We start from the raw sequence: 20,457 nt of genomic DNA, 5'->3' as shown, positions 1-20,457 counted from the left end.
AAAGGGAAAGTCAGCGAACCGGAATCGGTTCGGTGGAAAGAAGATCTGCGGGTACCCGCGCATCGAAGCCGTCCGGCAGCACCAATTCCGGTGCGCCGAAACGGGACCGGGGTGCGAGCCCGAACGCCTCGACCGACTGGCAGTACTTCGACACCCGGATCACCGACATGTCCAGCCGCGCCGTCAGATCCGTCGCCCAGTAGGGCACCCGCTCGTTGGCCTTGAGTTCCACGATGGCCAGCTTCGGCGGGATGATGAAGCGGTTCTCGGCGCCGGACGCGAAGTGGAAGTCGCGGTCGCGGCCGTGCACCTTGTGGTCGATCGTCACGCGCAGGCCGAGGTCGGCGTCGCGTCCGACGAACGCCTCGCGCAGATAGCCGGTCGTCACGATCGGTCGCAGATCCAGATTCCCCATGAGGCCGGAGACCTCGTTCACGAACGGCCGCTGCGAGTCGTCGCACTCGATGTCCTCACGTCCGTTCAGCCATCGCAGGGCGACGCCGTAGGGGAGGGCGGTGCGACGCTTCTGGGTCACCCGGTTGACGCGCTGCTTGATTTCGACCTGCACGGGAGTGTCGTCGGTGCACGCGGCCGGATCTCCGTACAGCCGCATGCGCACCTTGCGGCGGAACTTCAGGCCCTCGATCTTCTCCCAGTAGAACCGCAGATCCGGGGTGTCGTAGTAGAGCGACGTCACCGGATACCCGCCGTGTGGGGAGTGCGGATCGGTGTCCATCCGGGCGGCGAGCTCGCGCCGCAGCTCGGGCACCTTCATCTCGTCGACGAAGTACTTGATCTCGTACCGGTTGAACGCGTGCAGTTTGCTCGCGGTCTGCTGGAAGCCGTTGTTCACCCCGACAGCACACACCCGTCACCTCGAGGAGCCTTGGAGGTTTCCTGGCAGTTCGCTGGCAATCGGGAGACTCACAGGAAACTGCCAGGCTTCCTCGAGCGGGGCGTCAGCCTCACCCGCGACAATCGATGCGTGACCGACCGGATTCCCGAAGCGCGCGTGCTCGTCGTCGACGACGAGCCCAGCATCGTCGAACTGCTGTCCGTGAGCCTGAAGTTCCAGGGCTTCGAGGTGGAGACCGCGAGCAACGGCGCCGAAGGACTCGACAAGGCGCGTCGCTTCCGGCCCGACGCGGTGATCCTCGACGTGATGATGCCCGGGATGGACGGCATGGGCATGCTGCGTCGCCTGCGCGCCGACGGCATCGACGCGCCCGTTCTGTTCCTCACCGCGAAGGACGCCGTGGAGGACAAGGTCGCGGGGCTGACGCTCGGCGCCGACGACTACGTCACCAAACCGTTCAGCCTCGAAGAGGTCATCGCCCGGCTGCGCACGATCCTGCGTCGCGCCGGCAAGGTGTCCGAGGCCGAACGCAGCTCGCGCATCACCTTCGCCGACCTCGAACTCGACGAGGACACCCACGAGGTCTTCAAGGCCGGCAAACCCGTGTCGCTGTCGCCCACCGAGTTCACGTTGCTGCGGTACTTGATGCTCAACGCCGGGACGGTGCTGAGCAAGCCCCGCATCCTCGAACACGTGTGGAACTACGACTTCGGCGGTGAGGTCGGGGTGGTCGAGTCGTACGTGTCGTATCTGCGACGCAAGGTCGACACCGGCGACGTCCCCCTCATCCACACCGTGCGCGGCGTCGGCTATGTGATGCGGGAACCCCGCACATGAACCGCCTACGGGCGCTGCCACTCCGTTGGACGCTGGTGGCCGCCCTGGTGCTCCTGGCCGGCATAGGTCTGCTCGCGTCGGGTGTCGCGGTCACGTCGGCTCTGCAGAACTCCCTGCTCTCGCGTGTCGACCGCGACCTCGAGGAGGCCGCACGCACCTGGGCGCGACCCGACCGACCACCACCGGCGCCCCCGCTGGACGCCCCCAACTCCCGGCGACCACCGAGCCCCTTCTACGTGCAGGCCGTCGACGCCGACGGCCGGGTGCTGTTCGTCGTCAACGACGAGTCGACCGCCCCCGACGTGGCGAACGACCCGACGGGCAGGCCGGTCACCGTCGGGGCCGTGGGCGACGACGGTCCGCACTGGCGGGTGATGAGCACCGAGAACGCGTCGGGTGTCGTGACGACGGTCGGCATGAGCCTCGCCGAGACCGAAGAGACGGTGGACAGGCTCGTCGTGCTGCAGACGGTGATCGGTGCCGTCGTGCTGGTCGCGCTGGCGGTGGCCGGCGGCGTCGTTGTGCGTATGAGTCTGCGTCCGTTGGACGAGGTCGAGCGCACCGCTGCAGCGATCGCCGAAGGCGACCTCAGCGAGCGGGTACCCGAGGGCGATCCCCGTACCGAGATCGGCCGGTTGTCGGTGACCTTCAACGCGATGCTGGGCAGGATCGAATCGGCATTCGCAGCGACCGCGGCATCCGAGGAGTCGGCGAGACGCTCGGAGGAGAAGATGCGTCGCTTCGTCGCCGACGCCGGTCACGAACTCCGCACCCCGCTCACCACCATCCGCGGTTTCGCCGAGCTGTACCGGCAGGGCGCGAGCACCGACACCGGCATGCTCATGGAACGCATCGAACGCGAGGCCCGCCGCATGGGTCTGCTCGTCGAAGACCTGCTCATGCTCGCGCGACTCGACGAACAACGCCCGCTCGACCGCTCCCCGGTGGACCTGCTCGCCGTCGCCGCCGACGCGGTGCACAACGCGCGTGCCGTCGCACCCGAACGGGCCATCACCCTCGACATCATCGACGGCCCAGGCACTCCCGAGGTTCTCGGTGACGACGCCCGTCTGCGTCAGGTGCTGAGTAATCTCGTCACCAACGCGCTGACCCACACCCCACCCGACGCCGATGTCACCGTTCGGGTGGGTACCGCGGACACCGATGCTGTTCTGGAAGTCGCCGACACCGGCCCGGGCCTCGACCCCGACGACCGCGAGCGCGTCTTCGAACGCTTCTACCGCGCTGACGCCTCCCGCACCCGCGCATCAGGCGGGAGCGGTCTGGGTCTGTCCATCGTCGCAGCGCTGGTCGCGGCGCACGGCGGGAAGGTGGAGGTGGAGTCGGAGAAGGGCGCCGGCTCGACCTTCCGCGTCCGCATCCCCCGCCTACTCCCACGTTGACGCAGTCGCCGGGAGATCGGTGGAAGAGCGATTGTCCCGCTGGGCTGAAAAGCTGTGTCGCCGCCCACATCGCGGTTCCTACTCTCGACTCATCCGAGGAAGGGAACCGGAAACAATGCAGTCGCTCGCCTGTCACACCTGTGACGCTCGCGTGCTCGTCGCGAAGTACAGCCCCGCTCATACCAGTATCCAGTGGTCCGACGAGGCCAGGCAGGCATGCCGCGAGATCGCGGCCGCCGCCGCGTGCGGTCCCGGTGCCTACGTGATGCGCTGTGAGGCACTCGACCGCACGGTGGACGAGGCGGTGTCCGACGGGGTGATCCGGACCGGCCACCGAGTCGACCCCGCCATCGCTCCTCTCGCTTCCACGGAGGCAGTCACCTCAGCCCGGTGACCGCCGTTCGCCTTCACCCCTTGCCAGCCCAGGAGAAACCATGACCGTCCCCCAGGAGCGGATCGAGATCCGCAACATCGATCCCGGTACCAACCCCACCCGCTTCGCGCGCGGATGGCACTGCATCGGCCTCGCCAAGAACTTCCGTGACGGAAAGCCGCATCAGGTCAAGGTGTTCGGCACCGACCTGGTGGTCTTCGCCGACACGGCAGGAAAGCTGCACGTGCTCGACGCCTTCTGCCGGCACATGGGCGGCAACCTCGCGCGCGGCGAGATCAAGGGCGACACCATCGCGTGCCCGTTCCACGACTGGCGCTGGAACGGCCAGGGCCGTTGCGAAGCGGTGCCGTACGCGCGCCGCACGCCGAAGCTCGGCCGTACCAAGGCGTGGACGACGATGGAGCGCAACGGCGTTCTGTTCGTCTGGCACTGCCCGCAGGGTAGTGAGCCCACTCCCGAGCTCGCGATCCCCGAGATCGAGGGCTACGAGGACGGGCAGTGGAGCGACTGGACGTGGACGACCATCCACGTCGAGGGATCGCACTGCCGTGAGATCGTCGACAACGTCGTCGATATGGCGCACTTCTTCTACGTGCACTTCCAGATGCCCGAGTACTTCAAGAACGTCTTCGACGGGCACATCGCCGGCCAGCACATGCGCTCCTACGGGCGCGACGACATCAAGACCGGTGTGCAGATGGATCTGCCGGAGGCGCAGACGATCTCGGACGCCTTCTACTACGGTCCGTCCTTCATGCTCGATACGATCTACACGGTCTCCGAGGGCACGACCATCGAGTCGAAGCTGATCAACTGCCACTACCCGGTCACGAACAACTCGTTCGTGCTGCAGTTCGGCACGATCGTCAAGAAGATCGAGGGCATGTCCGAGGAGCAGGCCGCCGAGATGGCGAAGATGTTCACCGACGGTCTCGAGGAGCAGTTCGCCCAGGACATCGAGATCTGGAAGCACAAGTCCCGCATCGAGAATCCGCTCCTCACGGAGGAGGACGGCCCGGTCTACCAGCTGCGTCGCTGGTACAACCAGTTCTACGTCGACCTCGAGGACGTCACGCCGGACATGACGCAGCGTTTCGAGTTCGAGGTGGACACCTCCCGTGCGCTCGAGTCGTGGCACAAGGAGGTCGAGGAGAACCTCAGCGGTTCGGCGGAGTGATCCGATGATCCGTCCCGCCGTACGCGGCGGGGCGGATCATGTGTCGCGTCGGCGGAAGCCGTCGACGAACAACGACACGATGGTGCGCGAGAGATCGGCGAGGGTGCGGTTCGGTCCGGGCCGGTACCAGCGGGAGGCATGCCAGACCGCGTCGTAGATCAGTTCCCGGAACGCTTCGGGATCGATGTCGGTGCGGAAGACCCCTTCCGCGATGCCGTCCCGGATGGCCTCGCGCCATGCGACTTCCATGGCGTCGGCAGAGGAGACCATGTCGGCCTCGACGACGCGCTCGCGCATGTACTCGCCCTCGCGTCGCCAGATGGAGGTCGCGCCGTGATAGTCCTCGGAGGTTTCCAGCGCGATCTGTGTGAAGGCCTCGAGTCGCTCGACCGGCGGTAGCGACCGGGCGAGCACCTCGCGGCACCGTTCGTTGAGGTCGGTGATGTACTCGCGGATGAGCTCGGTGACGATCGCTTCCTTGGACGGGAAGTAGTGGTAGAGCGCTCCGGAGTAGACACCGACCGCATCGGCGATCTCGCGGATGGTGGTGGCGGTGACACCCTTGCGGGCGAAGATCTCCGCCGACCTGTCGAGTATCTGTCTCTTACGCTCCTGCGGGTCCACCGTCGTCCTCTCGTAAGGCCTGGGTGAGGCCTGTTCCGGACCGTATTCTGCCACATTCATTGATCAACCGATCAATGGAGTCCCGTCCCGACGTCTTCAGGAGTATGCATGGCCGTGACCCGCATGGACCCGATCGTTCCCACCACCCCCCTCGCGGGTGGCACCGCCCTCGTGACCGGCGCCGGCCAGGGCATCGGGCGAGGGATCGCACTTGCGCTCGCCGCGGCCGGCGCCTCGGTCGCCGTCGTGGGGCGCACCGCGGAGACGATCGGTGCCACCGCGGTCGAGATCGAAGCTCGGGGCGGCCGTGCGGTGCCGTACGTGTGCGACGTGACCGACGCGGCGGCCGTGGAGGCGACCGTCGCGGACGTGGTGAAGGAGTTCGGTGGCCTGAACATCCTGGTGAACAACGCGCAATCACCCGCTCCGGGAACGCTGCTCGAACTCGACGAGGCCGTGTACCGCGACGGGATGGAGTCCGGCCCGACCGCCACCTGGCGGATGATGCGGGCGTGCCACCCGCACCTGCGCGGCGGTGGTTCGATCGTCAATCTCGGATCGGCGGCCGGTATCCGGTGGAACCCCTCGGGCACGGGTGGATACGCCGCCGCGAAGGAAGCGATCCGGGTTCTCACCCGCACCGCCGCCTGTGAGTGGGCGGCGGACGGGATCCGCGTCAATTCGATTCTTCCGCTCGCCGATTCGGTGGCCATGCAGGAGTGGGCGGAACGCGAGCCGGACGAAGCTGCCGCATACGCGAGTTCGATCCCGCTCGGTCGACTCGGTGATCCCGAGACCGATATCGGGCCCGCGGTCGTCTTCCTGTGCAGCGAGGCGGCCCGCTACATCACGGGCCATTCGCTTCCGGTGGACGGAGGTCAGGCGCTGGTGCGCTGAGCCATCGGCCGGCCGAGGTGTGGCTGGGAATCGGCCGGGGACAGGGAGCGCCAGACGGCCCGTGCCGCGAGCCGGACCGGGGTGGCCAGGCTGACGGTGTCGACGATGTCGACGGGTCCGGTCACGGACAGCGCTCCCACGCACATCTGCCCGTTTCCGATCGGCGCCGCCACGCATGCGATACCCGGCAACGATTCCCCGCACTCGTGCGCGACGTGGCGTTCGCGGATACGTGCGATCTCGTTGCGGGAGAGCAAATTCTCAGCCCTCGGAGCAGTGGCGTACGTGCATCCGGTCGCAGGATAGGCGGCGTGCATCCGGGTGTGGGCCAGAAGGGCCTTTCCGAGTGCGGTGCGATGCGCCGGCTGCCGTCCGCCGATGCGGGAGGGGAGTGCGACAGGTCCGCGGCCGACCTTGTCGACGTAGCGCACATCGCCACCTTCGAGAACCGCCAGGTGTACGACGAGACCTGTCGCCGAATGCAGGTCGTGCAGGACGGGATGGGCCGCTCGGTGCAGGCGGTCGTGGTTCCTCGCCAGCGCGCCCCACTCGAGCGGTGTGCGTCCGAGCGCGTAGGTCTTGCCGCGCTTGCTCACCCAGCCGTGCTCGGCGAGCTGGGTGAGCAGCCGGTGGGTGGACGAGCGGGGCAGGCCCGTGCGCGTCGACAGTTCGGAGAGGGTGAGGCGATCGCCGGTGTGGAACTCGTCCAGGAGCCCGGCCACGCGGGCGATGAAGGCGTTGGAGAAGTCGTCGGTGTGTGTCATGGCATCCTCACGATGTGCCGGAACCGTCCGTTGATCGATTGATCAACGGGGCTGTGGACAGGGCGTGGTGTCACGCGGTCAGGGTCGCTTCCAGGTGGTCGGCTGCCCGACGCAGCCGCCGGGTCGCGTCTTCGCCGAGCGCCTCGACGGGGCCGGCAAGTGAGAGTGCGGCGATCTCCCCGTCCCCTGCGGCGAAAGCGGCGACGGCGTGCCGGAAGCATTCACCGCCGTACACGACACCACCGGCGAGCGTGTATCCGTCGGGGCCGCTCAGCGCAGGATGGTGCCCGTCGCGTCGGGCGAGCAGCGCCAGGCCGGCGACGGTGTCCTCGGCGGGACGCCGCTGGCCCGCCCAGGTGGTGTCGGTGAACTGCGCGCCGCTCACCTTCTCCAGGTAGACGACCTGGTCGTCGTCGAGAACGGTCAGGTGGACGGCGAGACCGGTCTCTCTGTGAAGGTCGTACATCGAGCGGAGGGCGGCGCTGTGGATCCGGTCGTGTGCCTGCGCGAGGGCGCCGAGCTCGACGATCTTCGGGCCGAGGTGATAGGTGGTGCCGCTGCGACGCATCCATCCGACCCGCACGAGCTGGAGAAGCATGCGATGGGCCGACGAGCGGGGGAAGCCCGTTCGTCGGCACAGTTCGGTGAGGGTCAGTCCGTCCGTGTCGCGGAACGGTTCGAGCAGGAGGCCGACGCGGTCCATGACGGACGAGGGGGTGGGGAGGACTTCGGACATGGTCTTCTCCGTGGCGTGTCGTTGATTGATCGACCGATCAATGAGTATCTACGACTGTAGCGCCACTCGGAGCTCTGCGGAAGAACGAATTTCAAGACCGACGAAAAATGCACCGCGACCGGAAGTCGCGGTGCATTCGTCGGACAGGCCCGTGGGATGTCAGGCAATGGGAGGCAGGAACGCCTTCAGCGGCTCGGATCCCGACTGGTCGTGGCCCCAATACGCATCCGCCGTGATCTCCTCGGACGTGTAGTGACGCTCGTCGACGAGCATGCCTTCGGTACCGAACTCGAGATCCCAGCCGCCGGGTGCGCGGACGTAGAACGAGATCATCTTGTCGTTGGTGTGCCGGCCGAGCGTCGACGAGATCGAGAAGTCGAGCTTGTTCACCCGATCGAGGGCCTGGCCGACCGCGTCGAGAGTGTCGACCTCGGTCATCAGGTGCACCAGGCCGGGTTCCTCGTTCGGCGGAGCCGGGCACAGCGCGAGGCTGTGGTGGCGTTCGTTGATACCGAGGAAGCGGACCCGCACGAGGCCGTCCTCGTCGAGACGGATCGAGCCGCGCGGCAGGAAACCGAGAACCTGCGTGTAGAACTCGTACGTCTCGGCGAAGTTCGCCGTCGGCAGCACGACGTGACCCAGGCCGAGGCCGCCGGTCACCCAACGTCCGCCGAACCGCGTCACCACCGGGCTGTGGTCGAGAACCGGCCCGAAGAACACTTCGAGGCGGGTTCCGGCCGGATCCTCGAACGCGATGGCGCCCTCGGCGTCGATGTAGGTCGCTTCCTTGTGCGAGAGCACCTCGACGGTGCGTCCCGACTTCTCGACGGCCTCGCGCACTCGCTGGAGCGCGAACTCGTCACGCACCTCCCAGCCCACGGCCAGGGCCTTGTCGGAATCGCCGGGCAGCACCTGGATGCGGGAGCGGCGCTCGTCGATGCGGGCGTAGAAGCCGTCGGCCTCGGGGCCGGTTCCCTCGGCCATGCCGAGCCCGTCGAGGAGCAGGGCGCGCCAACGCGGCACGTCCTGCGTCTGGATGCGGAGGTAGCCGAGACCTCTCAGTTCAGTCATGTCATCGTCCTCGAAAGTGAAGGGGGGAATCAGATCATCGCGCGGTAGGGACCCTGCGGGTCGCCACCGAGCTGCGTCAGGGCTGCGGAGTGGTAGATCATGCCGGGCACGTGGATGGCGTGCGTCAGGCCGACGTGTGCGTCGCGCCAGAAACGCTGCATCGGAGTCTTCAGGTGCACCGCTGCACCGCCGGCACGCGCGAAGATCTCGTCCATCGCCCGCACGGCGCGCCACGCGGCCGAGATCTGGGTGCGACGTCCGATGGCGCGCTCCTCGAAGCTGATCTCCTCACCGCGGTCCGTCTTGTCCCAGAAGCGGTCGACGGTCTCGAGCAGCGCGAGTCGCGACGCGGAGATCTCGGAAGCGGCCTCGCTGATGGCGTACAGGACGTACGGGTCCTCCTTGATGGGGACACCGGTGACCTGGACGCGCTCCTTCTGCGCTGCGATGTAGCAGGCCAGTGCGCCCTCGGTCATGCCGATCAGCGACGAGGTGATGCCCAGCGGGAAGATGTACGAGAACGGGAACTTGTACAGCGTCTCGTCGCGACCCGCGTGGCGCCAGCCGTTGCCGCTGAGCACGATGTCGGCGTCGATCGTGCGGTGCTCGGGGATGAAGGCGTCCTTGATGATCAGGTCCTTCGAACCCGTGCCGCGCAGGCCGATGACGTTCCAGCTGTCCTGGTCGATCTCGTAATCGGAGCGGGGGAGCACGACGTGCAGCACCTTGCCGGTACGGTTGCCGTCCTTGTCGCCGACTGCGGCGCCGATCATGATCCAGCCGCAGTGGTCGGTGCCGGACGAGAACGACCAGCGGCCGTTGAGGATGTATCCGCCGTCGACGGGCACCGCGACACCCATCGGTGCGTACGGCGAGGCCATCCACATGTCGTTGTCCTCGCCCCAGATCTCCTCCTGGGCCTTGGGGTCGAAGAAGGCGAGCTCCCACGGATGAACGCCGACGATGCCGGCGACCCAGCCCGTCGCGCCGTCGAGTGCACCGAGCGCCATGATGGTCTCGGCCGCCTCACGCGGGTGGCCTTCGAAACCGCCGTACTCTTTCGGCTGGAAGGTGCGGATGATGCCGGAGTCACGCAGGCGCTTCGCGGTGGTGTCGGTGAGGCGCATGAGCTTGTCGCCCTCGACACCCTCGGCGCGGATCTCGTCCGCGTGCTGCATGATCCTGTCCAATACCTGACCCATGACGGTGACTCTTCCTGGGATCGGCTGCTGTGAGCCGGGACTGTGTGGGAGGGGGTGCTCCGCGTAACGGAGCGACCTGCGCTGTGCAGGTGTGGCGTATCGAACAGTCCCAGCCCGTGATGTGATCGCGCACCGATGTTTCCGTTGAACGGGACATCCGGGCAACACGGATGGGGTCCGCCCCCTTCGACGGACCGACTGTTGTTCCGATCAGCGGGACGTTGCAGGAGATTGCGTCCGAGGGCCGGTAGACAGGCCGGTGACCGCCTGCTCCGGAAGGATCGCCATGACCGAGACCACGGCCCGCCCGATCAGTGATCTGTCTGCGGCCGAACAGCTTCTCGCCATCCACGAGATCCAGCAGGTCTTCGCAGCTCGGCTGCGGGTGATGGACACCAAGCAGTGGGAGCTGTACCCGACTCTGCACACCGAGGACGTGGTGAGCGAGACGTGGGGCGGACTCCCCAGCGACAAGCAGCCCCGCACCGGTGAAGAGGCCGGTCGCGTGGTGGGTCGCGAGGCGCTCACCCGCGCCATCAGCAACTTCCTCGACGGGCCCGTGTCGATCACCTCGGCGCACCACGGCCACTGCCCGGAGATCGTCCTCGAATCCGCCACCACGGCCCGCGGCATCTGGGCGATGGAGGACCAGCTGTGGTGGGACAACGACGGCGTCGAGGAGTCGCTGCACGGGTGGGGTCACTACCACGAGGAATACCGCAAGGTCGACGGTGTCTGGTTGATCTCCTACCGCAAGCTCACCCGCCTGCGTGAGGTGCACACGCCGGGCTTCTTCAGTTTCCTGAAGGGACTCTGAACAACGCCCGTCAGGGCAGTTCCGGTAGAGGGCGCGTCGCCACTTCCTCGGCTTCGGCGGGATCCATCCCGACCATGCACAGCATCGCCCGCGCGTAGATCTCGTCGATGTTGTCGGGGGTCTGTGCCGACACCACGTGGTGCAGCGTCGACAGCAGAGAACCGAACACACACGCGGTCGCGATGTCGATATCGGTGATGGTGAAACGTCCGGCGTCGACGCCGTAGCGCAGGTCGCGGGCGGCGCGCGGGCCGAGGATGCCGATGAGTTTCGGGTGCGCGATTCCGAGCCGGACGACGAACCATCCCCACAGTGGGTCGCTCATCGCGTGCCGCACGAGGTGCCGCAGCGACGACGCGAACCTCTCTGCCGTATCCGGCATGTCCTCCGTCATCGAATCCATTCGGGAGCCGAGGGATTCGATGGATTCTTCGGCGACGGCTTCGACGATCTCGTCGCGGGACGCGAAGTAGTTGTAGAACGTGCCGACACCGAGGTCGGCGGCTTCGGTGATGTCGGACAGTCCTACCGCGTCCACACCTCGTTCGGCGACCAGTGTGCGTGCGGCCTCGATGAGGCGCGCGCGGGTCTTCTCGCGTCGGCGCTGGTGGCGCGACGCGGCAGGCGTTGCGGCTTCGTTCGACAGGTCGGGCACGTCCGTACCGTACGTCATCCGAACGGACGTCTGAGCATGTAATCAAAACTGAGGGATTGCTCAATATTGAGTTCCGTGTCACCATGGTGTCGGTCGGTATGACGCAGATCACCCCGAAAGGCGCATCGCCATGAAGAACATCCACAATCTCCCCGCTGACGGCGTCCGGCAGTTCGACACCGATGTCGCCGTCGTCGGATGCGGACCGGTCGGCACCCTCCTGGCGGTCCTCCTCGGCCGGCAGGGGCACCGCGTCACAGTCGTCGACAAGTGGCCCACCCCCTACGACCAGCCGCGCGCCGTGACGTTCGACCACGAGATCGCGCGCATTCTCGCCGTTCTCGGCATCGATTCGGACGACGATCCGGCCATCGAGTTCCACGACGACCTCTACTACTGGCGCAACGCCGCCGGGGAGACCCTGCTCGAAGTGGACTGGAAGTCCGTTGCCGCCTCGGGGTGGCGTACGCGCTACTGGTTCTCCCAGCCCGCGCTCGAGAAGCGTCTGCGCGAGGTCGCGGCCGAACTTCCCACCGTGACCATCCATCGTGGTTGGACCGCTGTAGGACTCGACGAAGACGAGAACGGCATCACGGTCAGCGGCATCGTGACGGACGTGGCCGGCAGCTCCACACAGGAACGGATCCGCGCCCAGTACGTCGTGGGTGCCGACGGTGCCAACAGCTTCGTTCGCGACGCGCTCGGCCTGGACTTCACCGACCACGGATTCTTCTTCGACTGGCTGATCCTCGACATGATCCCGAAGGGGGACCTGCCCGACCTCGGTCCCACCCATTGGCAGCTGTGCGACCCGGCGCGACCGACGACCATCGTCCCGGGCGGTCCGGGCCGTCGTCGCTGGGAGTACATGGTGCTGCCCGGCGAGGACCCGACCGAACTCGCATCGGAGGAATCCGCCTGGCGGTTGCTCGAGCCGTGGGGCGTCGATCCGGGCAATGCGGAGCTCGAACGCTCCGCGGTCTACCGCTTCCAGGCGCGATGGGCCGAAACATGGCGTCGCGGAAGGGGTTTGATTGCAGGTGACGCCGCGCATCTGATGCCGCCCTTCGCAGGTGAGGGCATGTGTGCCGGCCTGCGCGATTCCGTCGCCCTGGCGTGGCGCCTCGACCTGGTGCTGTCGGGGCGGGCTGGCGACGCCGTCCTCGACTCGTACGGCACCGAACGCAAAGGCCACGTGCGCCACTACATCGACTTCTCGATGCGTCTCGGCCAGGTCATCTGCATCGCCGGCGCAGAAGAAGCGGCCGAGCGAGATCGCCGCATGATCGCGGAGGCCGCATCGTCCGACGGCGTCCCGGTCGACACGGACATCGCCTCCCTGGGCCCGGGCATCTGGCATGCCGGCACCGCGCACGCAGGAGAACTGTCGGTGCAGGGCATCGTGAAGACGAAGGGCCGCGCCGGACGGTTCGACGACGTGGTCGGGCGCGGATGGATCATCCTGGGCCGTGGCGCATCGCCGGCGGACCTGCTGAGCGACGAACAGACGCAGCGGTGGGCCGCTCTCGACGGTCGCTGCGTGCGTATCGGAGAAGCGGAGGGCGACGTGACGGACGTGGACGGAACGTACAACGCATGGCTGGACGAGATCGGAGCGGAGTTCGTGATCCTGCGCCCCGACTTCTATGTCGCGGCCACCGCGTCGGACGCTGCCGGGCTGCAGACGTCGCTCGACACGATTCTCGCCGGCCTCCACCTGACCGTCGACGCGACCGCTCCGGTCGCGTGAAAGGAAGATCGACCATGGCTATGGATTTCCACCACGTCACCCTCGGCCAACGCGTGTTGTTCGGGGCGGGACGGTCGGCAGAGAATGTTGCCGGTGAAGTGTCCCGCCTCGGCGCGACCCGCGTGATGGTCGTGGCCTCACCCGCCGAAAAGGCCGTGGCGCAGCAGGTGTGCCGCGACATCGACGTCGCCGTCTTCCACGACGGTGTCGCCCCGCACGTGCCGATCGAACGTGCGGAGGCTGCCCGGGCCGTCGCAACAATGCACGGAATCGATCTGCTCGTGAGTGTCGGAGGTGGTTCGACCACCGGACTCGCCAAGGCCGTCGCGCTCACGTCAGGTATCCCGATCGTCGCGGTGCCCACCACCTACGCCGGATCCGAGGCGACGGACGTGTGGGGTCTGACCGAGGCGTCGCGCAAGACCACCGGTGTGGATGCAGCGGTGCTGCCCGTCAGCGTCGTCTACGACGCGCAGCTGACCCTGTCGCTGCCGGCGGAATTGTCGGTGGCGTCGGGCCTCAATGCCATCGCACACTGCGTCGATTCCATGTGGGCGCCGCGCGCCGACCCGATCAACCGTGCCCTCGGCGCCGAAGGCATCCGGGCGCTCACCGGAGGCCTGCCGGCGATCCAAGCCGATCCTTCGAATCTCGACGGGCGCGAGCAGGCCCTCTACGGCGCCTACCTTTCGGCAGTGGCATTCGCTTCCGCCGGCTCGGGCCTGCACCACAAGATCTGTCATGTTCTCGGCGGCGCCTACGACCTGCCGCACGCCCAGACCCACGCCACGGTGCTGCCCTACGTGCTGGCGTTCAACGCACCGGCTGCGCTCGACGCCGAACGCCGGATGGCCGCGGCCTTCGGTGCCGACACCGCCGTCGCGGGCCTGAACGCGCTGCGCGCCGAGCTGAACGCTCCGCGCGCACTGAAGGATTACGGCTTCGACGAAGCCGACATCGACGAAGCGGTCGAACTGATCCTGCCCGTCGTACCCCCGTCGAATCCCCGCTCCGTCTCCGCCGACGACCTGCGCGACCTGCTCCGCAGAGCGCACTCCGGCGACAACCTCCCGTCGTAGAAAGGACACCGGTCATGACCGCCGAACCCGCTACCCGCACCACCCCCGCCCAGCAGGCGCTCGAGGAAGAACTGATCGGCCGGGTGCTGGCGTCCTTCGACAACACCCCCGACCCGCGGCTGAAGCAGATCATGCAGTCGCTGACGACGCACCTGCACGCCTTCATCCGCGACGTGCGTCTGACCGAGACCGAATGGAACAAGGCCATCGAATTCCTCACCGCCGTCGGACACATCACCGACGACAAGCGTCAGGAATTCGTCCTGCTCTCCGACGTTCTCGGCGCGTCGATGCAGACCATCGCGGTGAACAACCAGGCGTACAAGGGAGCGACGGACGCGACCGTCTTCGGTCCGTTCTTCGTCGAGGACGCACCCGAGATCCCGCTCGGCGGCGATATGGCCGGCGGCGCTGCGGGCCAGCCGTGCTGGATCGAGGGCACCGTCACCGACACCGACGGCAACCCGGTGCCGAACGCCCGCATCGAGGTGTGGGAGTGCGACGAGGACGGCTTCTACGACGTGCAGTACACCGACGGGCGTATTGCGGGTCGCGCGCATCTGTTCACCGACGACCAGGGTGCCTACCGATTCTGGGCACTGACGCCCGTCCCGTATCCGATCCCCCACGACGGTCCGGTAGGGAAGATGCTCGAGGCCACCGGCCGCCTACCCATGCGTGCCGCGCACCTGCACTTCATGGTCAGCGCCGATGAGCTGCGGACCCTGGTCACCCACATCTTCGTCGACGGCGACCCGCAGCTCGAGATCGGCGACAGCGTTTTCGGCGTGAAGGACTCGCTCGTCAAGGAATTCGCGCAGCAGGCGCCGGGCACGCCGACGCCGGACGGACGCGATCTGGGGGACCGATCCTGGGCGAAGGCCCGGTTCGACATCGTGCTCGCGCCCGAGGGCGTCTGACCCCCACAGGTTGACGCGGTGAAACGAGATTCGCCCCTGCAACAGGCTGGGCGAATCCCGTTTCAGCGCGTCAACTTTCGCCGGTCAGCCGCTTCCGTACGGAAGGATGTCTGCGACGTAGGTGTGGCCACAGTCGTCGGTCGTGCGCTGCGAACCTGGAACGTCCTCACCGCATTCCCAGTGAGATCCTTCAGAGCGCCAGTCGTGAGGTCCATCGACTGGCGGGACATCGGTGCGCAGATATACCCCGCGGGTCGCGGATGCACTTCTGCTCGTGCCGGAATGTGTACGAACCTCGTGTCGTCCGGACGCAGGACAGATTGCAATGCACTTCTCGTGCAAACATTTCCGTGTCGTTCATCGTCCGGTTCGAAGTTGGTTCGGACGCTCGTACACTGAAAGGACTGAAGAACGTGGAACTCTTCATCGGAGTCGCGATCTACGTCATGGTCGGAATGGCCGTCGGCAAGTGGTACTGGCAGCGCCGCCACGGCGTGTACAAGAAGGTCATCAACGGCGGAGCGGACGCGATCTTCAGCAGCGTGTTTCCGATCTCGTTCGTGTGGCCGATCCTGCTCTTTCTCCCCAAGTTCCGGAATCCTGACCTGTGCAGGTGCCCGGATCATGTGATGACGCGAGACCGGGCTCGCCAGGATGCAGAAGCCTACGCAGCTGCCTTGGCTCGTGAGAACGGTTTCGGCTGATCGACCGCATGCCTGCGGTAATTCCGAAGCTCACCGATCCGACCTGATCGGTGAGCTTCGGAGCTGTACGGAGTTCCTGGGTCATCCTGTCGGCCTTCCCAGATCGGCGGGATGACCCTTCGTGCAGGTGCGATCATTCGTCATGTCGGAGTATCCGGCCAGGATCAACACGAGCGTTCCTCGGGACCACGATATTCATCGTGGTCCCGAGGAACGCCGGCTGTGCAGGAGTGCAGATCAACGGTGGCGAGCGCAGGGCCTACCGCCCTGTCCTCGGCACGAGGTGCAATTCCCGAACGCGCCCCAGATCTTCCCCTCACCTTTGCAGGTCGAGCACCGTCCGGCCTGGCAATCCCGGCAGCGTGGTTCGTACGGCATAGTCGAATCCTTTGTCTCGAAGTAACTTCGGCCCGTGGTGACGGTAGGCCGGAAGTGTCCTCGGTGTGTATCGGTCGAATGTACGACAGTACGAATCTTCGGGGTTCGGTTTCCGAGGCGTAAGCCACCGCAAGTCGGTGGTCCTTCGGACCGAAAGGTTCTTCGCCATGAACGCTACTTCTCACCGCACGATGTGGATGCGCGCCCTCGCGGCGCCGGTCATCATGGGAGCGGTCTTCTCGGCCGGCATCGCTCTCGCCCCGCCCGCCGATGCCAACCCCAGGACGGTCACGGTCACCACGGGTGCCGGTCCCATCAACGTCCGTGAGGGCGCCGGGACGAACACCCGGATCATCCGCACCATTCCCAACAAGACCCGTGTCACGATCGTGTGCCACGTGCGTGGTCGGAGCTTCAGCGGTGGCCCCTTCGGGGTCACCACGAACATCTGGAACAAGCTCGACGGCGGCGGGTACGTCACGGACGCGATGCTCGAAACCGGCTCCAACAACCCGGTGGTGCCGGCGTGCTCGAGCGCAGCTCCGGCTACAGCGGGTCGTGCGACGGGGCAGACCCGCGGCACCAACACGGGTGTCTCGGGTCAATGCACGTGGGGTGCCTACCACAAGTGGTTCGTCGCCTCGGGCAATCGTCATTACCCGGCATTGTCGGGTAACGCGAAGGACTGGGCGGCATCGGCGAGGGCGACCGGTTGGACGGTCGTCGCCGATGCCCAGCCCCGATCGATCGTGGTGTTCCAGCCGGGCGTCCACTACGCCGATCGTACGTACGGGCACGTCGCGTGGGTTGACCGCGTCGAACACCGTGCCGACGGTGTCTACGTGACGATCACGGAGATGAACTACGGCGGCAGGGTCGGCCAGTGGAACACGCGGACGGTCAAGGATATTCCGGGAATGTCCTTCATCTTGCTTCCGTAGGGAGAAGCACCGGCGGGCCCATTTCGAGGGGATGGACCTGCCGGTGCAGTTCTTCGGCAATCGTGGAATCATGTTGCGCACTCGGAGAACGATTCCGGGATTTTCCTTGGAGGTATCGTGACGTCTTCCGATGAGGCCGCTCTGTCTCTTCCTGCGCCGTTCCATCTAGCCCTGGAGATGCTCGACGAGGGTGACGTGCAGCGCGGGATCGGGCTGTTGCGCGACGCGCTCGAGGAGTGCAGGGGCGGGGATCCGGAAGCAGTGGCGCTGTGCACGGCAGTGCTGGCCGAGGCGTACGAGGAGGCCGGTCGCGACAACGATGCCCTGCAAGCCTTCCGCGCTGCCGTAGAGCTGTACAGGGACTGCAGGAACCTCGAACAGTTCGCGATCTGCAGCATGGAAGCCGGACGTCTTCTTCTCGCAAGCGGTGACGTGGAGGAATCCGCGCGACTGCTCGACGAGGCGCGATGGCATCTCGTGGATGTTGCGGACGTCGCCTTGTGCCTGAACATGCTCGGAGTCGCGTGGTGCCGAAGCGACCGCGATGCCGAAGCCGCCGAGGTACTTCAGGAGGCAGTTCGACTGTTCGAGAGTCTCGAAGAGAGCGGTCGTGCCGCGGTGTGCCGAGTCGATTCGGCAGCAGCGCTTCTCGCACTCGGGCGGACGTGGGATGCGGAGGCTGCGCTGCGAACTGCCAGGCAGGAGTTTGCGGGTCTCGGCGATCATGAGTCCGTCGTCGGATGCGAGATCGATCTGCTGCATCTCCATCGCGTTCGCGAGGATGTACCTGCAATCCTCCTGTCCCTGGAGACGACCGCGAGTGCCCTGCGCGTTGTCGGCGACGACGAACTGGCGGCGGCATTCGACGTCGAGCGCGCACGACACCTCGGTGATCTCGGAGAGTTCGACCGAGCCGACACGCTGTACAGAGCAGCACGCGACTATTTCGCAACGAACGACCTCGCCCTCGAGGTCGCAGAATGCGACGTCTATCGGGCCGGCACGCTCCTGGATGCGGGGCGGCTCGATACGGCCGAAACTCTTCTCGAGTCGGCTAGTCGTGTCTTCGACAAAGAGGGTCATGTCGACGCCATGCCGGTGTATCACCGACTCGTCGGCGCGCTCCATCGCGCGAGAGGGCGATTCGGGCAGGCGGTGGACGCATTTCGTGCTGCGATCCGCATCGGGCAGACCGCCGAGGATTCGGGGGAGTTCGTCGCAGATTGCCGCAGTGAACTCGGTGCTACGCACACGCTCGCCGGAGAGTACGTCGAAGCACAACGAGAACTCGACGTGGCCGATCGGTACTACCGCGAGTCCGGGCCCGTGGTGAAGCGGGCCGCAGTGCTGCAGTCTCTGGGGATCGGGCAGTACCGCACCGGTGGTTATGCGCGCGCTGCAGAATTGTTCGACGAGGCGCACTCGATATATGCGACCTACGGCGACACCTACAGGTACCAGATGGGAGTTCTCGACTCCCATCGCGCTGTCGTCTACATGATGCTGCAGCAGTGGGCTGCCGCCGAAACAGCGACCCTCGCGGCGCGTGCAATCTGTGAGACTGCGGGCATCGCTCATCAGGTCTCGATCTGCGATGCGAACCTCGGCTGCATCTATTTCGGCATGAAGGACTACCCCCGGGCAGAGACGCAGTTGCGTAGAGCGGCGACGGCACTGGCAGAAATGTACGACGAGGGCGCGGCTCAGTGCCTCCAGAACCTTGCGGCGGTCTACATACTCACCGGCCGGTACGCAGAGGCAGAGGCCGAGTTCGCTGCGGCCCAGGCGGTATACGGCGATCGTCCGGAATTCGCATGGCAGAACGCCATCTCGACAACCAACCAGGGCATGCTCGCGGTCTCGTCGAGAAGATATGACGAGGCTCTTCACTACCTTCGGTCCGCGCGCAGGATGTTCGCCGTCCAGGACGCACTTCCCCAGGTGGCCCGGTGCGACTTCCTGGTAGCCGCAGCGGAGTTGGAACAATCGCGAGGAACCGGTTCGCCGGACTACGCTCGAGCACTCGAGCGGGGCCTACCGCCACTTCTGTTCATCGACGCGCAGAGGTTCTCGTTCGCGTCCGCCCGCGACCGAGCCGGGTGGGCGGAGACGACGCGTGTGTTCATGGCGGCCGTCTTCGAGTGGGCGACCGAGGCGGGAAATACCGCGTTGTTGGCGGACCTTGTGGAGTCGATCGTGAACTCCGGAATCCACTCGTCGGAACGCGATCTGGATAGGGATAGCAATTCGGACGCCGAGACCGGAATCGCCGGTATGACTCGCGCGGTGCTCGACGCAAGCATTGTCGAGGGGATACGGCCCATCGACGGCTCGGAGGGTTCCCGAGGTCCGGATGCAGATTCAGGGCCTGCGCGCATACTGTCACCTGCCGGCTCGGCAGCCCTCATCGATCCACGTTTGCCGCTACTTCCTCCGCCGAGGTTACGAATGCCCGACGGTCACATTGCACTCGGTCCCCAGTTGGATGCCGCTGAATCCGCGTACGGAGCTGTGCGTCGTGACGGAGTTGTCGCCGTGAGATAACCGTCGGGGTTCGGTTTCTGTGATGTAAGGGCACATCGGAGGCACCGCCGACTGATGTGCCGTAGTACATCGCGAAAGGCGCACCCATGTTCGATACGGCTCACGAACCGGCCCTGGTAGTAGTCGGCACGCCTTCGCTCCTGCGGGACGGCATCGCCGCTATCGCCACCGAACTCGGTTACCCGACTCGGGTTGCGGACGCTGCTGCGTTGCCTGTCCCGGCCGGAGCGTTGCTCTTCATGTCCCGCGCCGACCTTCTTCGCCATCGTCGTGCGGCTGCCTTCCACCGCAGCAAGGTGATCGTGTTCGCAGAACCGGAACCGATCCCCGGTGTCCCGGTCGACGGATTCCTTCCGCCGCAGGCGGGGCGCGCCCAGCTCGACGCGCTGCTGCGTTGCTTGCTCGCTCCGCCGCCTTCGTCGGGGGTTGCTCTGTCTCCCGTGGAGCGTCGGATCGTCGCCGGCTACGTATCGGGTCTGACGCGGTCCCAGCTGGCGGAGACGAACTTTCTGGCGCAGTGCACCGTCGCGACGCATCTGCAACGTGCGCGGGACAAGTACCGCAACGCCGGCCGGGCCGCGGGTTCGAAGATCGATCTGCTGAAGCGGGCTGTCGAGGACGGCATCGTCGAGTGCCCCTGCTCGGGCAAGCACGACGACCGGAAGTGTGAAGGTCGCGAACCGGCGTGATCGCGCCTACCTCGGGCGC

20 protein-coding genes are annotated in these 20,457 nt (G+C 66.3%); 13 read left to right on the top strand and 7 right to left on the bottom strand.

The window, feature by feature from the left end; all coding sequences use genetic code 11:
- Nucleotides 1–10: 10 nt before the first annotated feature.
- The gene (locus ACWPOC_RS09880; RefSeq protein WP_455408529.1) at nt 11–868 is read right to left on the bottom strand and encodes a VTC domain-containing protein; all 858 of its coding nucleotides are present in this window, start codon (nt 866–868) and stop codon (nt 11–13) included.
- A gap of 117 nt (nt 869–985) precedes the next feature.
- Here ACWPOC_RS09880 and ACWPOC_RS09875 point away from each other — a divergent pair, with 117 nt between their 5' ends.
- The 4 genes from ACWPOC_RS09875 (at nt 986) to ACWPOC_RS09860 (ending at nt 4,667) form a co-directional block, all read left to right on the top strand.
- On the top strand, nt 986–1,693 hold the full coding sequence (locus ACWPOC_RS09875; RefSeq protein WP_016694841.1) for a response regulator transcription factor: 708 nt from the start codon (nt 986–988) through the stop codon (nt 1,691–1,693).
- Complete coding sequence (locus ACWPOC_RS09870) at nt 1,690–3,096, top strand: sensor histidine kinase (protein ID WP_455408528.1); 1,407 nt, start codon at nt 1,690–1,692, stop codon at nt 3,094–3,096. Before ACWPOC_RS09875 ends, ACWPOC_RS09870 begins: the two co-directional genes overlap by 4 nt.
- 115 nt (nt 3,097–3,211) lie before the next feature.
- Nucleotides 3,212–3,490: a hypothetical protein gene (locus ACWPOC_RS09865; protein WP_088897942.1), complete on the top strand. Its 279-nt coding sequence runs from the start codon at nt 3,212–3,214 to the stop codon at nt 3,488–3,490.
- A gap of 40 nt (nt 3,491–3,530) precedes the next feature.
- Nucleotides 3,531–4,667, top strand: coding sequence for a Rieske 2Fe-2S domain-containing protein (locus tag ACWPOC_RS09860; protein ID WP_088897943.1), 1,137 nt, complete (start codon nt 3,531–3,533; stop codon nt 4,665–4,667).
- Between the two features lie 36 nt (nt 4,668–4,703).
- On the opposite strand, the gene ACWPOC_RS09855 is transcribed toward ACWPOC_RS09860, so the two are convergent.
- Nucleotides 4,704–5,291: a TetR/AcrR family transcriptional regulator gene (locus tag ACWPOC_RS09855; protein ID WP_088897944.1), complete on the bottom strand. Its 588-nt coding sequence runs from the start codon at nt 5,289–5,291 to the stop codon at nt 4,704–4,706.
- 108 nt (nt 5,292–5,399) lie between these two features.
- On the opposite strand from ACWPOC_RS09855, the gene ACWPOC_RS09850 reads away from it, so the two are divergent.
- The gene (locus tag ACWPOC_RS09850; protein WP_088897945.1) at nt 5,400–6,188 is read left to right on the top strand and encodes an SDR family NAD(P)-dependent oxidoreductase; all 789 of its coding nucleotides are present in this window, start codon (nt 5,400–5,402) and stop codon (nt 6,186–6,188) included.
- Here ACWPOC_RS09850 and ACWPOC_RS09845 read toward each other — a convergent pair.
- From ACWPOC_RS09845 to ACWPOC_RS09830, 4 genes are all read right to left on the bottom strand, one after another.
- Nucleotides 6,170–6,952 (bottom strand): IclR family transcriptional regulator, encoded by a 783-nt coding sequence (locus ACWPOC_RS09845; RefSeq protein ID WP_088897946.1) that lies wholly within the window; start codon nt 6,950–6,952, stop codon nt 6,170–6,172. The genes ACWPOC_RS09850 and ACWPOC_RS09845 overlap by 19 nt on opposite strands.
- Nucleotides 6,953–7,022: 70 nt before the next feature.
- On the bottom strand, nt 7,023–7,688 hold the full coding sequence (locus ACWPOC_RS09840) for a helix-turn-helix domain-containing protein (protein WP_237451096.1): 666 nt from the start codon (nt 7,686–7,688) through the stop codon (nt 7,023–7,025).
- Nucleotides 7,689–7,847: 159 nt separating this feature from the next.
- Nucleotides 7,848–8,759, bottom strand: a complete 912-nt coding sequence (bphC, locus tag ACWPOC_RS09835) for a biphenyl-2,3-diol 1,2-dioxygenase (protein ID WP_120280296.1) — start codon at nt 8,757–8,759, stop codon at nt 7,848–7,850.
- A 29-nt stretch (nt 8,760–8,788) separates the two neighbouring features.
- Complete coding sequence (locus ACWPOC_RS09830; protein WP_159417557.1) at nt 8,789–9,961, bottom strand: acyl-CoA dehydrogenase family protein; 1,173 nt, start codon at nt 9,959–9,961, stop codon at nt 8,789–8,791.
- Nucleotides 9,962–10,247: 286 nt separating this feature from the next.
- Here ACWPOC_RS09830 and ACWPOC_RS09825 point away from each other — a divergent pair, with 286 nt between their 5' ends.
- Nucleotides 10,248–10,778, top strand: a complete 531-nt coding sequence (locus ACWPOC_RS09825) for a nuclear transport factor 2 family protein (protein ID WP_455408527.1) — start codon at nt 10,248–10,250, stop codon at nt 10,776–10,778.
- A 10-nt stretch (nt 10,779–10,788) separates the two neighbouring features.
- Here the strand turns inward: ACWPOC_RS09825 and ACWPOC_RS09820 are convergent, their stop codons facing one another.
- A complete protein-coding gene (locus tag ACWPOC_RS09820) occupies nt 10,789–11,433 on the bottom strand; it encodes a TetR/AcrR family transcriptional regulator (protein WP_455408526.1) in 645 nt (214 codons plus the stop codon).
- A 130-nt stretch (nt 11,434–11,563) separates the two neighbouring features.
- Between ACWPOC_RS09820 and mhpA the strand changes: the two genes are divergently transcribed.
- The 7 genes from mhpA (at nt 11,564) to ACWPOC_RS09785 (ending at nt 20,438) form a co-directional block, all read left to right on the top strand.
- The gene (gene mhpA / locus ACWPOC_RS09815) at nt 11,564–13,183 is read left to right on the top strand and encodes a bifunctional 3-(3-hydroxy-phenyl)propionate/3-hydroxycinnamic acid hydroxylase MhpA (RefSeq protein WP_455408525.1); all 1,620 of its coding nucleotides are present in this window, start codon (nt 11,564–11,566) and stop codon (nt 13,181–13,183) included.
- A gap of 14 nt (nt 13,184–13,197) precedes the next feature.
- The gene (locus ACWPOC_RS09810) at nt 13,198–14,262 is read left to right on the top strand and encodes a maleylacetate reductase (RefSeq protein ID WP_455408524.1); all 1,065 of its coding nucleotides are present in this window, start codon (nt 13,198–13,200) and stop codon (nt 14,260–14,262) included.
- A gap of 14 nt (nt 14,263–14,276) precedes the next feature.
- Nucleotides 14,277–15,182, top strand: coding sequence for a dioxygenase family protein (locus ACWPOC_RS09805; RefSeq protein WP_455408523.1), 906 nt, complete (start codon nt 14,277–14,279; stop codon nt 15,180–15,182).
- Nucleotides 15,183–15,595: 413 nt separating this feature from the next.
- Nucleotides 15,596–15,886, top strand: a complete 291-nt coding sequence (locus ACWPOC_RS09800; protein ID WP_252173162.1) for a hypothetical protein — start codon at nt 15,596–15,598, stop codon at nt 15,884–15,886.
- 545 nt (nt 15,887–16,431) lie between these two features.
- Nucleotides 16,432–17,205: a CHAP domain-containing protein gene (locus ACWPOC_RS09795; protein WP_455408522.1), complete on the top strand. Its 774-nt coding sequence runs from the start codon at nt 16,432–16,434 to the stop codon at nt 17,203–17,205.
- Between the two features lie 117 nt (nt 17,206–17,322).
- A complete protein-coding gene (locus tag ACWPOC_RS09790; RefSeq protein ID WP_455408521.1) occupies nt 17,323–19,749 on the top strand; it encodes a tetratricopeptide repeat protein in 2,427 nt (808 codons plus the stop codon).
- 86 nt (nt 19,750–19,835) lie between these two features.
- On the top strand, nt 19,836–20,438 hold the full coding sequence (locus ACWPOC_RS09785; RefSeq protein WP_455408520.1) for a helix-turn-helix transcriptional regulator: 603 nt from the start codon (nt 19,836–19,838) through the stop codon (nt 20,436–20,438).
- The last annotated feature ends 19 nt before the right edge of the window (nt 20,439–20,457 follow it).

Source organism: Rhodococcus sp. 5G237, from assembly GCF_053764735.1.
The sequence above is the reverse complement of the archived record's forward strand: the minus strand, read 5'-3'. Positions and strand labels throughout refer to the sequence as shown.